This is a genomic window from Gloeocapsopsis sp. IPPAS B-1203 (assembly GCF_002749975.1).
Classification (GTDB): domain Bacteria; phylum Cyanobacteriota; class Cyanobacteriia; order Cyanobacteriales; family Chroococcidiopsidaceae; genus Gloeocapsopsis.
The window spans coordinates 21,746-35,315 of record NZ_PEIG01000020.1 but is presented as its reverse complement, the minus strand read 5'-3'; the positions used below and the strand labels follow the sequence as shown (position 1 = coordinate 35,315).

The window sequence follows — 13,570 nt, the reverse complement described above, 5'->3', positions numbered from 1 at the left end:
ATTGCTCACAGCTAACTGCTTAAACAGGGGATAAATGTTTGACTTTCTCTTCCAAAGATTGCATCAACGATTCAAAAGGTTTAACGAACTTGTCGATTCCTTCGATGAGTAGTTCGTCCATTACCTCATTAATGTCGATGTTAATTTCTGGATTTTTGAGGCTTTCAATCAGTTTGTAAGCTTCTTCAAGGTCAGTTTCGATGCGATTGTCAACATTGCAGTGGTCGGCACAAGCTTCAATCGTATTAGGTGGTAAAGTGTTAACGGTATCAGGACCAATCAACTCATCGACGTACATGACATCGCTGTATTTGGGGTCTTTGGTACTAGTACTTGCCCACAATAGACGTTGAATTTTACCGCCTTTTTCTGCAAGTGCTTGCCAGCGATCGCTACTAAAAATCTCTTTGTATTTCTGATAAGCAATTTTAGCGTTGGCGATCGCCACTTTACCTTTGACTGCTTCGAGTTTTGCTTGGTGACTGATATCGTCAATACCTTGTGCAAGTTTATCGTCAATGCGCTGATCGATATTGCTATCAATGCGGCTGAGGAAGAAGCTAGCTACTGATGCAATATTACTAATATCTTTACCTTCAGATACGCGCTTTTCTAAACCACGAATATATGCCCAAGCTGTTTCGACATAACTTTCTACTGAAAATAGTAGCGTGACATTAACATTGATTCCTGCAGCGATGACTTGCTCAACTGCTGGTAAACCGGCTTTTGTTCCAGGAATCTTGATCATCACATTTTCCCGACCAATTTCCTGGTAGTAGCGCTTAGCTTCTTTGATTGTCGCTTCCGTGTCGTCAGCGATCGTTGGTGGTACTTCGATGCTGACATAGCCATCTAGACCATTAGATGCTTCGTACACAGGGCGCAAGATATCACAAGCATGACGGATATCATCAAAGATTAATGACTCATAAATTTGATATGTTGGTAACTCAGCTTTGATGCCTGCTTCAATATCTGCATCGTAAATTGCATTACCCTTAATTGCTTTTTCAAAAATCGCTGGGTTAGAGGTAATTCCGCAAATTCCACCGTTTTCAATCAGCTGTTTGAGTTCGCCCGATTGAATCATGTCACGAGTCAAGTTGTCCATCCAGATACTTTGACCGTATTCTTTGATTTCAATTAAATGATTAGCTGGTTTTGTTGCTTGGTCTGTCATTGCTACTCTCTCCTTATTTTTAACTTCAAATTAGAATTTCTTCTTCCTCGCCCCTCACCTCTATTGTGGTACGCGAGAACGAGCCATGATTGTTTTTTCGTTTTGTTCTTTAGCTTGTTGCTGAATGAATGACTCTACCAATGCAACGTTTTCCTTACTTCCAATGATCAAAGGTGTGCGTTGATGAAGTTGTTCGGGTACTACATCTAAAATTTCCTGGGTTCCCGTACTTGCTCTCCCACCTGCTTGTTCGATGAGAAAAGCTAAAGGTGCAGACTCGTACAGTAAGCGAATTTTACCTTCTGGTTTTTTCGTGGTTCCTGGGTAGAGAAATACACCACCTTGTATCAAAACGCGGTGAATATCACTGACCATTGCTCCACTGTAGCGTGCTGTGTAACCTTCAGTACGATGCACGTAGCGAATGTATTCTCGAATCGATTCTTCCCATTGCCAAAAGTTGCCTTCATTAACGCTGTAAACAGCTCCTTGCTGAGGCATCTTAATATTTTCTTCTGTTAAGATGAATTCTCCTAAACTGGGATCAAGTGAAAACGAGTGAACTCCTGTACCAATTGAGTACACTAACATTGTGCTAGGACCATACAGAATATATCCAGCAGCGATTTGTTTGTGACCACTTTGTAATAAGTCGCTTGCTGAGTTATCGCTGTCGTCTCCTTCTTGCTGTCTAATTGCGAAAATGGAGCCTAGGCTTAAATTAATATCCGTATTTGAGGAGCCGTCAATTGGGTCATAAAGCAGCGTGTAACGACCAATCGGGCAATTTTCTGGAATGTAATAAGGTTTTTCCATTTCCTCGGAAGCTAAGCGACAAACAAGACCACTTTGCTTAAATACCGAGATAAAAACGTCGTTAGCATAGACGTCCATCTTTTTAACGGATTCACCTTGAACATTGACGTCTCCAGTGAAGCCCAAAACACCTTCCATTAAGCCCGCACGACTAAGACGCCGCGCGATTAGCTTACCAGCTAAAGCGATCCGATTCATTAAAGCGCTGAGGTCTTGGGCATCTGGCGAGAAGCTTTGTAATTGCTGCAATACGTGCCGTGACAAAGTTGTACAATCGCGATCCAGGGCGTACTCATAGTCTAGTGGTTGTTGCGCTTCAGCCATGTTTCTTCTCCCTAGGTTTGTGGATCGCTAGTCATATTTGCGATCGCCAAGTTTGCGCCTAGTATAAACGCGTGTTACTAATAAGCGATCTAGCTACGGTCATGTTATGCGATCGCATAACAGCGTTGCGCTTTGCACAATCGCTCTCAATTCCTATATTAGAAAGGGATTTCAATTGTGAAATCTGACTTTGGGTTAACTACCTTACTTAAGGCGCACTTTTTATGATGCTTGTCTTGAACTCAAAACATCAACCTTTTTTCTTGTAGTGCGTTGACAATAGCGCAAAATACAATATTGAGTTGATTCATCGTCTTAATTTTATTGGTTTTCATCCAACAACCACGCCGAATTTTACCCTACTTACTATTATAGAAGTGTTACATTTAAGCTTAAATTTAGCTTGGTGTCATCCAGAAAGGCTCAAGTTATAGAAATTTGATATTATTTTGCATTTCTTACATAAAGACAGAAAGGGTAAAGCAATGCTCTACCCTTCGTTTTTAAGCTTTAGATTTCCGTGCTGACAAATCAAATGACATATTCGAGTTGAGGTTTTTCTCCTATATATTCTCGGTGCTCTAGTTGCGATATCACTTTGGCAACACTTTCTTCTACTGTTTCTTCTGCGGTATAGCAAACAATATCTGGATTTAAAGGTTCTTCGTAAGGATCGTCAATTCCTGTAAAGGCTATAATTTCTCCTGCTCTTGCCATTGCATACAATCCTTTAACATCCCGTGCTTCACACACTTCTAATGGGGCATTGACATACACTTCAACAAAATTGCTTGTACGACGCAATTCGTCTCTAGTTGCACGATAGGGACTCACTATAGCCGCTATGACGATCGTACCATTGCGACTCAGGAGATTGGCAACAAAACCGACTCGTCGGATATTAGTATCTCGGTCTTCTCTACTAAAACCTAAACCTTTAGAAAGGTTAGTTCTGATAACATCACCATCAAACAACTCAACTGTACAGCCGCGCTCTTTGAGTTCATGTTCTATGCCTTTAGCAAGTGTGGTTTTACCAGAACCACTTAATCCAGTTAGCCACAAAACGAAACCTTGATTTTTCATTATTTATTGCCGACTAGCTAAATGTATTAATTGTGAAAGAAGTTTGCGAGTAAACTAATTCGATTTAGATTTGAATCTGAAGGATGACGCTCTGAGAAAGGCTTGGCAAATAGGCAAGTTCAGTTCTATGAAATTTAGAGTATTTGAAGAATAGTTTTCGCGATTCATTTTGCTTTTGCTAGCAAACAGGTTTCTACCGAAACAAATGAATTCAGTATTGAACGATGCCTTTGAATTTTAGTTTATTTCAATAAAATGTCAATCATTTTTTATGAATTATATGACTTCTTTTTATTTGCTTTGAGAGTTTATCCTACTTCAATTCGGCAAAAAAGAAATAAGTTTTAACTACAGAATAAGTAAGCTTAAATTTCAGAAAAAGTATGTATTTTAAACAACAAAATTGTGACTAATATTAAACTGAGTGTTGTTTTTTACATAACAAGGTTGCAGATTGCTGATGCCACAAGTATCAACCGTGTGAAAGCTCTGAGTTTTTTATGTCAAGCTTATCAACTCAGTACAAAGAAATAGCCTGCTTAGTTATTTTAGGGGCAGGTAAGATACCTAGCCTGCATCTGAGGTTTAATGTAGTTAAAATACTGACCTTTTTGTGACTCTTCACAATTTGAACCATGCTGAGTGATATTTTTCCGTTTAAATTCGATTTGAATGCTACGACGATAGCAGGAGCGAGTTTGTGGTCTTTGGCTTTGTATCTAGGATTTTCACCTGTGAGTGATTGGGTAATCAATCAACTCAATCGCTGGTTTAACTTTGCTGAGCGATCGCTCTACAGTAGCGAAGAATTTGAAAAAACCCGCGTGGCTAGAGAATCGCAAAACGCTTTCTACGCCTCTCTTTTTAGTATTGTGCCGTTTTTAATTGTTGGTAGCTTGTGCAACTATGGTGTGGAAATTAGTTTGGGCAAAAGCTGGGCGATCAGCATGGGAATTTTAGCGTGTATGGGCTGTGGAGTATATGAGTTGGGGCGTCGCGATGGGGAATCTTCGAGAGGAGAGTAGTTGCTAGTGGCTAGTGATTAGTGAAACTGGATATCTTGTTTGATTTAGCTAGAAATTCAACTGTTCAGTTACTAGAGTTGCTAGTTTTTGGGCTGCACCAGATTCTCCGCGAATATTGCGGAGTTGTTCGCGCATGGCTGCGAGTTTGTCAGGATGGTTCAAGTAATCTAAAGCAAGTTCTGCAACGGCGTGTGGTTGCAAATTTCCGACAAGTTCGGGAACAACTTCAGATTTTGCCCAAATATTAGGCCATGCGAGTAAGCCTAGGCGTCTTAATACTAGCCAATTGATTGCTTTTGCCATACTAGAGCCAACGACGGGTAAATTTGCCAAAATTCCAGGAATTCCATCCCACGATCGCATTGCATCGAGTTGATGCGTGGGAAGTAAGACAATCATTGGTACTGCTAAAGCGCCTAATTCTGCAGTGTTAGCGCCGACAGTTGTTAAGCACAAACTGCACTGTGTGAGTAAGTCATAAGCAGGAGATCGCGTTTCTAACTCCACACGTAATCCTGTATTTGTTTGTAAAAAGGGACGTTCTTCGGTCGTCACAAGTTCAGCCGTAACACCCCCTAAATGTTCGATCATCGAATTAAATTGTGGATCAGCAAAACGAGCTAAAGTTTCTAAATCCAAAGTAGGAGCTACAGGAATGACAAACTCTGTCTCAGGTTTTTGATTGTGAATGTGCTGGGCGATCGCTAACGCTAGAGGCACACCTTGAGTCAATTTGGCAGATTTTGATCCTGGTAACAACCCAATCAATTCTTTATATTCCCTCACTCCTCGCCCCTCACTCCTCGCCCCTAGACTCGCTTCTGCCATTAAATCACCAACAACTGTAAACTTATAGGCATATTGCGTAGGAATGCGGGAAATCAGTTCAGACTTCATCACACCAAAGCGATCAATCCAGCGATACCACCGTGCATCCCATTCAGCATAAATTACGGTGCGGTAGCCGAGACGTTTACCAATCACAACCGGAAAAAACTGATCCCCTCCTAAAAAAATGACAACACCGTGCTTGCGCCAATCCCAATTATCAGCAGTTTTACCTGTTAATAGAAACTGCCAAAAATGTTGTGCGGCTTGTACGCGATCGACTTCTGGATAACTTTGGGCGATCGCAGCTTCTTTCCCACTGGCATTTGGACACGGCGACAAGATTACGGATATACGGATTTGAGTGCGATTGTCTCCTAATTGTTGACGTAATGCTTTTACAACAGGACGCACCCAGGTTGTGATTTCTCCTGGACCATTCGAGAGAATTAAAATATCAATTTCTGGCATAGGGTAATAGGGAATGGGTAATGGGTAATGGGTAATGGGTAATGGGTAATGGGTAATGGGTAAGCTTTTCAACTACCAATGATCAATGACCAGTTACCAGTTACCAGCCTTGGCATTAGGTTTATTTGTAGTCATATACTTATAGCTTTGATAATTTTTGTTAATTAGGACGCAAGCAATTACTTTATTGGTTGTCAACAAATAAGAAGAATTATTGCAACTTTTTTATCAAATTGTGTCAGATGAGTGGTAAAACTCCCGACTGGTAAGCATTTTCTGGTAAAAAACACTTTATAGCCGAAAAAAAAGCACAAGGTCTGAAGGCAAATTGTCCACGATCTTGCGCAGTTCAAGATAGAGAACACGTATTTTCATTGAGGAGCCTTACCTGAATGTTTACACACGTCAAGTCCACCATTCGTCACATTGCTCCTGAAAGTCTCCAGGGGCGCTCTTTAATTAAGGTGGTCTATGTCGTGCTTGAGTCACAGTACCAAAGTGCATTGTCGCAAGCCGTACGCAAGATTAATGCAAATAACTCTTCTGTGGCAATTGAAATTAGCGGTTACTTAGTTGAAGAACTCCGAGACGCAGAAAACTATGAGGACTTCAAACGTGAAGTTGCCGAGGCAAATATATTTATCGCTTCATTAATTTTTATCGAAGACTTAGCAGACAAAGTTGTTGCAGCAGTCGAGCCACATCGCGATCGCTTGGATGCAGCGGTTGTTTTCCCTTCAATGCCACAAGTAATGCGCCTTAACAAAATGGGCAGTTTCTCGATGGCACAGTTGGGGCAATCCAAAAGTGCGATCGCGCAATTTATGCGTAAGCGTAAAGAAAAATCTGGCTCGTCGTTTCAAGATGGAATGCTCAAGCTGTTGCAAACGCTACCTAAAGTGCTGAAATACCTACCCATGGACAAAGCACAAGACGCGCGTAACTTTATGTTGAGCTTTCAGTACTGGCTGGGTGGTTCTGCCGAAAACTTGGAAAACTTCTTGCTGATGCTGGCAGATAAATACGTACCATCATTACAGCAAAAGGTGAAATTCCAAGATCCTGTGACTTATCCTGACATGGGAATCTGGCACCCGCTAGCACCACAGATGTTTGAGGATGTCAAAGAATACCTCAACTGGTACAACAGCCGCAAAGATATTCCTGCCGATCTCAAAGATCCTTTAGCTCCTTGCGTTGGTTTAGTGTTGCAACGCACGCACCTTGTTACAGGTGATGATGCGCATTATGTCGCAATGGTGCAAGAAATCGAAGCAATGGGCGCACGGGTGATTTCTGTATTTGCCGGCGGTTTGGACTTTTCTAAGCCTGTTGATGCTTATTTTTACGATCAGGGGCGAGGGGAAGGAGTTGCATTAGTTGATACTGTAGTATCGCTGACAGGTTTTGCCTTAGTTGGAGGTCCTGCAAGACAAGATCATCCGAAAGCAATCGAATCACTCAAACGTTTGAATCGCCCTTATATGGTGGCATTGCCATTAGTGTTTCAAACTACCGAAGAGTGGCAAGATAGCGATTTGGGATTGCATCCGATTCAAGTTGCTTTGCAAATTGCGATCCCCGAACTTGATGGCGCGATTGAACCGATTATTTTATCAGGAAGAGACGGGACAACCGGAAAAGCGATCGCACTCCAAGACCGGATTGAAGCTGTGGCACAACGGGCTTTAAAATGGGCAAATTTGCGCCGCAAGCCAAAACTACAAAAGCGCGTGGCAATTACTGTCTTTAGCTTTCCACCGGATAAAGGTAACGTGGGAACAGCGGCTTATCTCGATGTGTTTGGCTCGATTTACGAGGTCATGCACTCCTTACAGCGCAATGGCTACGATGTGCAAAACTTGCCAGACTCTGCCGAAAAACTGATGCAAGAAGTCATTCACGATGCCCAAGCACAGTACAGCAGCCCTGAATTAAATATTGCTTATCGGATGTCGGTTCCCCAATATGAGGAACTAACACCTTATTCAGAAAGATTAGAGGAAAACTGGGGACCACCGCCAGGACATCTCAATAGTGACGGGCAAGATTTACTCATTTACGGCAAACACTTTGGCAATGTGTTTATCGGCGTACAACCAACGTTTGGTTATGAAGGCGATCCGATGCGGTTGTTGTTCTCGCGTTCTGCAAGTCCGCATCATGGTTTTGCTGCTTACTACACGTATTTAGAGCGAATTTGGCAAGCTGACGCAGTGTTGCACTTTGGGACACATGGCTCTTTAGAATTTATGCCAGGTAAGCAGATTGGTATGTCTGGCGAGTGTTATCCAGATAATTTGATCGGTACGATTCCTAACGTGTACTACTACGCGGCAAATAACCCTAGCGAAGCCACGATCGCTAAACGCCGCAGCTACGCGGAAACGATCTCTTACTTAACTCCACCTGCTGAAAATGCTGGGTTATACAAAGGGTTAAAAGAACTAAGTGAACTGATTGCTTCGTACCAAACTCTTAAAGACAGCGGACGCGGGATTCCGATCGTGAATACGATTATGGACAAGTGCCGCATTGTCAATTTGGATAAAGATATTGCTTTACCCGAAGTTGATGCGAAAGATATGTCGGCAGAGGAACGCGATCGCATTGTTGGTTCGGTGTATCGTAAGTTGATGGAAATCGAGTCGCGACTTTTACCATGTGGTTTACACGTAATTGGTAAGCCACCAACAGCAGAAGAAGCGATCGCCACTTTAGTTAATATTGCAGCACTCGATCGCCCAGAAGAAGAAATTCTGAGCCTTCCTCGAATTATTGCCAATAGCATCAATCGCGATATTGATGAAATTTATCGCAATAGCGATCGCGGTATGCTCGAAGATGTGCAATTGTTGCAAGAGATCACCCTCGCGACACGCGATGCAATTCAAGCTTTAGTAAAAGCCCAAACCGATGCAGATGGACGAGTTTCCAAGGTTTCTAAACTCAATTTCTTCAACATGGGGAAAAAAGAACCTTGGTTAGAAGCATTGCATCAATCAGGCTATCCCAAAGTTGATCCCCAAGCATTAAAACCGCTGTTTGAGTATCTCGAATTTTGCTTACAGCAAGTTGTCGCCGATAACGAACTTGGTGCATTACTTAAAGCCCTAGAAGGCGAATACGTCCTTCCTGGACCTGGCGGCGATCCGATTCGTAACCCTGATGTTCTCCCCACTGGCAAAAATATCCACGCCCTCGATCCCCAATCGATCCCGACGACAGCGGCAGTACAATCTGCCAAAATTGTTGTCGATCGCCTCATTGCACGCCAAAAAGCAGATAATGGCGGTCAATATCCCGAAACGATCGCCTGCGTTCTCTGGGGGACTGACAACATCAAAACTTATGGTGAATCTCTCGCACAGATCATGTGGATGGTGGGTGTGCGTCCTGTTCCTGATGCGTTGGGAAGAGTCAACAAACTCGAACTAATTCCCTTAGAAGAATTAGGACGTCCGCGCATTGATGTTGTTGTCAACTGTTCCGGTGTTTTCCGTGACTTGTTCATTAACCAAATGAACTTGCTGGATCAAGCTGTCAAAATGGCAGCGGAAGTTGATGAACCATCATCGATGAACTTTATCCGCAAACATGCGATGCAACAAGCTGAGGAAATGGGGATTAACCTACGTCAAGCGGCGACTCGTGTCTTCTCCAATGCTTCTGGTTCTTACTCTTCTAACATCAACTTAGCAGTAGAAAACAGTACTTGGGATAGTGAAGCTGAGTTACAAGAAATGTACCTCAAGCGCAAATCATTTGCCTTCACATCCGATAACCCTGGCACAATGGAAGAATCGCGGAAAATCTTTGAAAGTTCTTTAAAAACTGCTGAAGTTACCTTTCAAAACCTTGATTCTTCCGAGATTAGCCTTACCGACGTATCGCACTACTTTGACTCCGATCCTACAAAGGTTGTCGCAAGTTTACGCGGTGATGGCAAAACTCCAGCAGCTTATATTGCAGATACTACAACAGCAAACGCCCAAGTCCGTAGTTTATCTGAAACTGTACGTCTCGACGCCCGCACCAAACTACTCAATCCCAAGTGGTACGAGGGAATGTTGAACCACGGTTATGAAGGTGTCCGCGAACTCTCGAAACGCCTTGTCAATACAATGGGTTGGAGTGCAACAGCAGGCGCTGTCGATAACTGGATTTATGAGGATACTAACGCCACATTTATCCAAGATGAAGCCATGCGTCAGCGGTTAATGAATCTGAACCCGCATTCATTCCGTAAAGTTGTCGCAACTTTACTAGAAGTCAACGGACGCGGTTATTGGGAAACCAGCGAAAGTAATCTCGAACTACTCCGCGAGTTGTATCAAGAAGTCGAAGACCGCATCGAGGGAATTGAGTAGTTCTTAATAAAGATAAACTAATTAGTAGGGTGGGCATTGCCTATCCTACTATTTTCTTTTTGGGATAAAGCATCAATGACATCCCTGATACTCAATCTTTTACGTAGAGAAATATTAGGTTTTTAGCTGTTGTGGGAAGACTAAGTGCGATAGAAAACTGTCTCTATCAAATAAATAATAAAGTTGATCGCCTTTTAAAAAACAATCTAGTCATCTCTTGGGCTATTAGCAAGTATTGATGAATCTCCTTTGTCAATATTTGTTATGCGATCGCTCTCAATCTGCTCAGAGGTACAAGATGACACTGTGAATGTCCTTATTTTGTCTAACTCTTCTCTTACTTTTTGTTCAGCTTTGTATAAGTTATAAACACTTTGCAGATTTAACCAAAAACCTGGAGTATTTCCAAAGTACTTTGCAAGTCTTAAAGCTGTATCTTCACTAATATCTCTGCGTTCATTAACTATTGAATTAATTCTTTTGTACTCCACACCTATTCCATTAGCTAACTGTTGCTGATCTATACCTAAATTATCTAAGAAGTATTTGCGCAAAATTCTTCCTGGATGTGGTGGTCTTCTATTTGTTGGTACTCTCATGTGTTTTTTTCTTCCTGCTTGAAATAAAATTTTTAGTGATAGTCTACTATTTCGACATCGTGAGCATTCCCGTCTTTCCATGCAAAACAAACTCGATACTGATTATTGATTCGGATGCTGTATTGTCCTTTTCTATCTCCTTGTAGTTTTTCTAAACGATTACTTGTTGGTATTCTCAAAGAATCTAATGTTTCTACAGCATTTAAAATATCAAGCATATCTTGAGCATCTTCTAATAGATAATCAGGAATTAGCTTTCTTGTTCTTTTTGTCTTAATACCATTGAATACATCTTTCGTATCCTTACACGCGAAGCTTTCTATCATTTACTCTACTATACCGTGTAGTGCCCTATTATAACAATATAATCTTAAAAAGAAACCTATTTGCTCTTATTGAAAATGCAAATGGCTGGGGTTACAATGGGTAAATGATTGCATAAAGTATATAATTGTAATAAAAGTTATGTATTACCTAACATAAAAAATAAAAATGTTATTTACTCTTCAATTGCTGACAAAATGACTAATCAATGGGATGCTAAACTCTACGATCGCAACCACTCTTTTGTTTCAGAATTAGCAACAGATTTAACAGAATTACTCGCACCTCAAAAGGACTATCGCATTCTTGATTTAGGTTGCGGTACGGGCGATTTAACAAACAAAATTGCAATTCAAGGTGTCGAAGTTGTCGGTATAGATTTTGCTACAACAATGATTGAACAAGCGCGTAGCAAATACCCACATTTGCATTTTGAAGTATTAGATGCAAGGAACTTACAATATCAAGAAGAATTTGATGCTGTGTTTTCTAACGCTGCACTCCATTGGATCACAGAACCAGAAAAAGTCATATTGGGAATTCAGCAAGCTTTAAAACCAGGTGGACGTTTTGTGGCGGAGTTCGGTGGTAAGGGTAATGTAAAAGCAATTACTACGGCATTATATCAAGCTTTAAAAAATGCTGGTTATCCTATAGATAAAAAACTAAATCCTTGGTATTTTCCAAGTATTGCCGAGTATGGAAGTTTATTAGAAAAACATGGCTTACAACTCGTATTTGCTACTCTCTTCGATCGCCCCACCCGTTTAGAAGATGGCGAAAAAGGGCTACAAAACTGGTTGAAAATGTTTGCTAATAGTTTTTTAAATACGTTTTCTCCTGAGCAACAAGTAAGTATTATTTCTGATATGGAAAATCAATTACATCCAGTGTTGTATCAAAATAACGCTTGGTTTGCTGATTATCGCCGTATACGGATTGTTGCTGTGAAAGAGTGAAGGTTTAAAACCAATAATGTCTTGACTACGGAGTTGCCAGTTTCTAGAAAGCACGAATTACATCCTTCAACACAGGTTCTCGCAAATGTTCTCGTAAAGCATCTTTAGTGCCTAAATCCACTGCACATCCTAAAATATCTTCCAGATAGTGCTGAACTCTAAATAGCTCAAATAAATCCTGCATCAATCGAAAATTCAACCAAAAAATCAACATCACTCTCAGATGTTGCTTCATTTCGAGCCACAGAACCAAATAATTCTAAAGATTTGACTCCTAGTTTCTCTAGCTTTTCCTGGTGTGCTGCCAAAATTAATAAGACTTCTTTCTGTTTCATTGCAAGATTATATTGTGAGCTTGCCCTCTATTTAATTTTATCATGGTGCAAAGCTGCGAGTGAAGGAAAGGATAGCCCAGATGGCTATCCCAAAATTTAGTTAAGTTAAATTACCGACTGATGCCATGATAATCTTGAAAAGATTGATAGCAATTCTTCTGCTCATAGAGATAACATTCATCAGTAATTTGCTGCATTAAAGACCAGGAAAACTGCAATTCGTCGTGAAGATACTCTGCCCAATTTTCCTGCAAGCTGCTGTATGCTAAACGCAAATTATAGGAAGGAATAGCAGTAGAAATATGATGCGGAACGTGAACATTAATATCGTGGCAAAGAAACTCAATCCAACGCGGATAATTGCAGTGAACTGTACCCGATAATTGTGCTGTAGCAGCATTCCAATCACTTGCTGTACTGAAAGGAACATCAGACACTGTATGATGAACCAGTGTAAATGTACTCATCCAGAAATGGTAGACTAGCCACGGCATCAACCAAAATTTCACAAAACCCCAAATTCCAGTTGTTGCAACTAAAACTGGAAAAGCGATCGCCGCAAATATTGCAACAACCAACACTGACAGCTTGACTTGGGCGCGGTTCTTCCCTGAAAATTTTGACCAGTCAAAGTGCAAAAGTGCCCAATGTGCAATTGATCCTACCCACCAAAAGCGACCGCGTACTAAGCGATAACCCCATTGTGTAAAGTTATCTGAACTCGCATAAACTTCGGGGCGAAAAGGTTGCCAAGCGTTGTCTATGTCGAGTTTATTTGTATGTAGATGATGATGATTGTGCAATAGCCGCCAACTATGAAAAGGGTAAATCAACGGCAACATAAATATATGCCCGACTAAATCGTTTACCCAGCGGCGTTTCGCAAACGATCGATGTCCACAGTCATGCGCAATCACAAAAAAACCGGTTAATGCTGTACCGGTAAAAATCCAAAATAGAGGTAGTACAAACCAAGGAGCGATCGCTATACCTGCGTAACCTAAACCAACCAACAATACATTTGTTAACAGCCCTAACCAAGCTTTGCGTTGATCTTGCTGAAAACATTCTTTGGGTAAAGTTTTGAGAATATCTTTGAGGCGAATTGTCTCTTCATTGGTTGGAATCGAACGCGGTGTCGTTAATATAGTCATGAATACCTAAACAAAGTGTGCCACATCGCTGCCAAACTCCTTAGCAAATAACTTGCTGTTAAGTTTTGTAATAGAAGCGCTTTGAAATTATAACAA

At 41.2% G+C, this 13,570-nt stretch carries 10 protein-coding genes and 1 pseudogene; 3 read left to right on the top strand and 8 right to left on the bottom strand.

What is annotated here, in order from left to right:
- Positions 1–19: 19 nt before the first annotated feature.
- The 3 genes from tal to cysC all read right to left on the bottom strand — a co-directional run bounded on the left by tal (position 20) and on the right by cysC (position 3,409).
- Positions 20–1,183 carry a transaldolase gene (gene tal, locus CSQ79_RS24550; RefSeq protein ID WP_099703741.1) on the bottom strand — a complete coding sequence of 388 codons (1,164 nt, stop codon included), beginning with the start codon at positions 1,181–1,183 and terminating at the stop codon, positions 20–22.
- Between the two features lie 60 nt (positions 1,184–1,243).
- Positions 1,244–2,323, bottom strand: a complete 1,080-nt coding sequence (fbp, locus tag CSQ79_RS24545) for a class 1 fructose-bisphosphatase (protein WP_099703740.1) — start codon at positions 2,321–2,323, stop codon at positions 1,244–1,246.
- A gap of 531 nt (positions 2,324–2,854) precedes the next feature.
- Positions 2,855–3,409: an adenylyl-sulfate kinase gene (gene cysC, locus CSQ79_RS24540; RefSeq protein ID WP_099703739.1), complete on the bottom strand. Its 555-nt coding sequence runs from the start codon at positions 3,407–3,409 to the stop codon at positions 2,855–2,857.
- A gap of 635 nt (positions 3,410–4,044) precedes the next feature.
- Here cysC and CSQ79_RS24535 point away from each other — a divergent pair.
- Positions 4,045–4,434, top strand: coding sequence for a hypothetical protein (locus tag CSQ79_RS24535; RefSeq protein WP_099703738.1), 390 nt, complete (start codon positions 4,045–4,047; stop codon positions 4,432–4,434).
- Positions 4,435–4,482: 48 nt separating this feature from the next.
- Here CSQ79_RS24535 and CSQ79_RS24530 read toward each other — a convergent pair whose 3' ends face one another.
- Positions 4,483–5,733 carry a glycosyltransferase family protein gene (locus CSQ79_RS24530; RefSeq protein ID WP_099703805.1) on the bottom strand — a complete coding sequence of 417 codons (1,251 nt, stop codon included), beginning with the start codon at positions 5,731–5,733 and terminating at the stop codon, positions 4,483–4,485.
- A gap of 392 nt (positions 5,734–6,125) precedes the next feature.
- Here CSQ79_RS24530 and CSQ79_RS24525 point away from each other — a divergent pair, with 392 nt between their 5' ends.
- Positions 6,126–10,103 (top strand): magnesium chelatase subunit H, encoded by a 3,978-nt coding sequence (locus CSQ79_RS24525; RefSeq protein ID WP_099703737.1) that lies wholly within the window; start codon positions 6,126–6,128, stop codon positions 10,101–10,103.
- A 206-nt stretch (positions 10,104–10,309) separates the two neighbouring features.
- Here CSQ79_RS24525 and CSQ79_RS24520 read toward each other — a convergent pair whose 3' ends face one another.
- Positions 10,310–10,702, bottom strand: a complete 393-nt coding sequence (locus tag CSQ79_RS24520) for a HigA family addiction module antitoxin (protein ID WP_099703736.1) — start codon at positions 10,700–10,702, stop codon at positions 10,310–10,312.
- A 32-nt stretch (positions 10,703–10,734) separates the two neighbouring features.
- A complete protein-coding gene (locus CSQ79_RS24515) occupies positions 10,735–11,028 on the bottom strand; it encodes a type II toxin-antitoxin system RelE/ParE family toxin (protein WP_099703735.1) in 294 nt (97 codons plus the stop codon).
- A 195-nt stretch (positions 11,029–11,223) separates the two neighbouring features.
- Between CSQ79_RS24515 and CSQ79_RS24510 the strand changes: the two genes are divergently transcribed.
- A complete protein-coding gene (locus CSQ79_RS24510) occupies positions 11,224–11,985 on the top strand; it encodes a class I SAM-dependent methyltransferase (protein WP_099703734.1) in 762 nt (253 codons plus the stop codon).
- A 43-nt stretch (positions 11,986–12,028) separates the two neighbouring features.
- On the opposite strand, the pseudogene CSQ79_RS24505 reads toward CSQ79_RS24510, so the two are convergent.
- A pseudogene (locus CSQ79_RS24505) lies at positions 12,029–12,320 on the bottom strand (nucleotidyltransferase family protein).
- 110 nt (positions 12,321–12,430) lie between these two features.
- A complete protein-coding gene (locus tag CSQ79_RS24500) occupies positions 12,431–13,474 on the bottom strand; it encodes a fatty acid desaturase (RefSeq protein WP_099703733.1) in 1,044 nt (347 codons plus the stop codon).
- Between the last annotated feature and the right edge of the window lie 96 nt (positions 13,475–13,570).

What these genes read in the sequence shown, in the direction of transcription:
- tal (WP_099703741.1), bottom strand. Translation starts at nt 1,183, where the DNA reads ATGACAGACCAAGCAACAAAACCAGCTAATCATTTAATTGAAATCAAA.
- fbp (WP_099703740.1), bottom strand. Translation starts at nt 2,323, where the DNA reads ATGGCTGAAGCGCAACAACCACTAGACTATGAGTACGCCCTGGATCGC.
- cysC (WP_099703739.1), bottom strand. Translation starts at nt 3,409, where the DNA reads ATGAAAAATCAAGGTTTCGTTTTGTGGCTAACTGGATTAAGTGGTTCT.
- CSQ79_RS24535 (WP_099703738.1), top strand. Translation starts at nt 4,045, where the DNA reads ATGCTGAGTGATATTTTTCCGTTTAAATTCGATTTGAATGCTACGACG.
- CSQ79_RS24530 (WP_099703805.1), bottom strand. Translation starts at nt 5,733, where the DNA reads ATGCCAGAAATTGATATTTTAATTCTCTCGAATGGTCCAGGAGAAATC.
- CSQ79_RS24525 (WP_099703737.1), top strand. Translation starts at nt 6,126, where the DNA reads ATGTTTACACACGTCAAGTCCACCATTCGTCACATTGCTCCTGAAAGT.
- CSQ79_RS24520 (WP_099703736.1), bottom strand. Translation starts at nt 10,702, where the DNA reads ATGAGAGTACCAACAAATAGAAGACCACCACATCCAGGAAGAATTTTG.
- CSQ79_RS24515 (WP_099703735.1), bottom strand. Translation starts at nt 11,028, where the DNA reads ATGATAGAAAGCTTCGCGTGTAAGGATACGAAAGATGTATTCAATGGT.
- CSQ79_RS24510 (WP_099703734.1), top strand. Translation starts at nt 11,224, where the DNA reads ATGACTAATCAATGGGATGCTAAACTCTACGATCGCAACCACTCTTTT.
- CSQ79_RS24500 (WP_099703733.1), bottom strand. Translation starts at nt 13,474, where the DNA reads ATGACTATATTAACGACACCGCGTTCGATTCCAACCAATGAAGAGACA.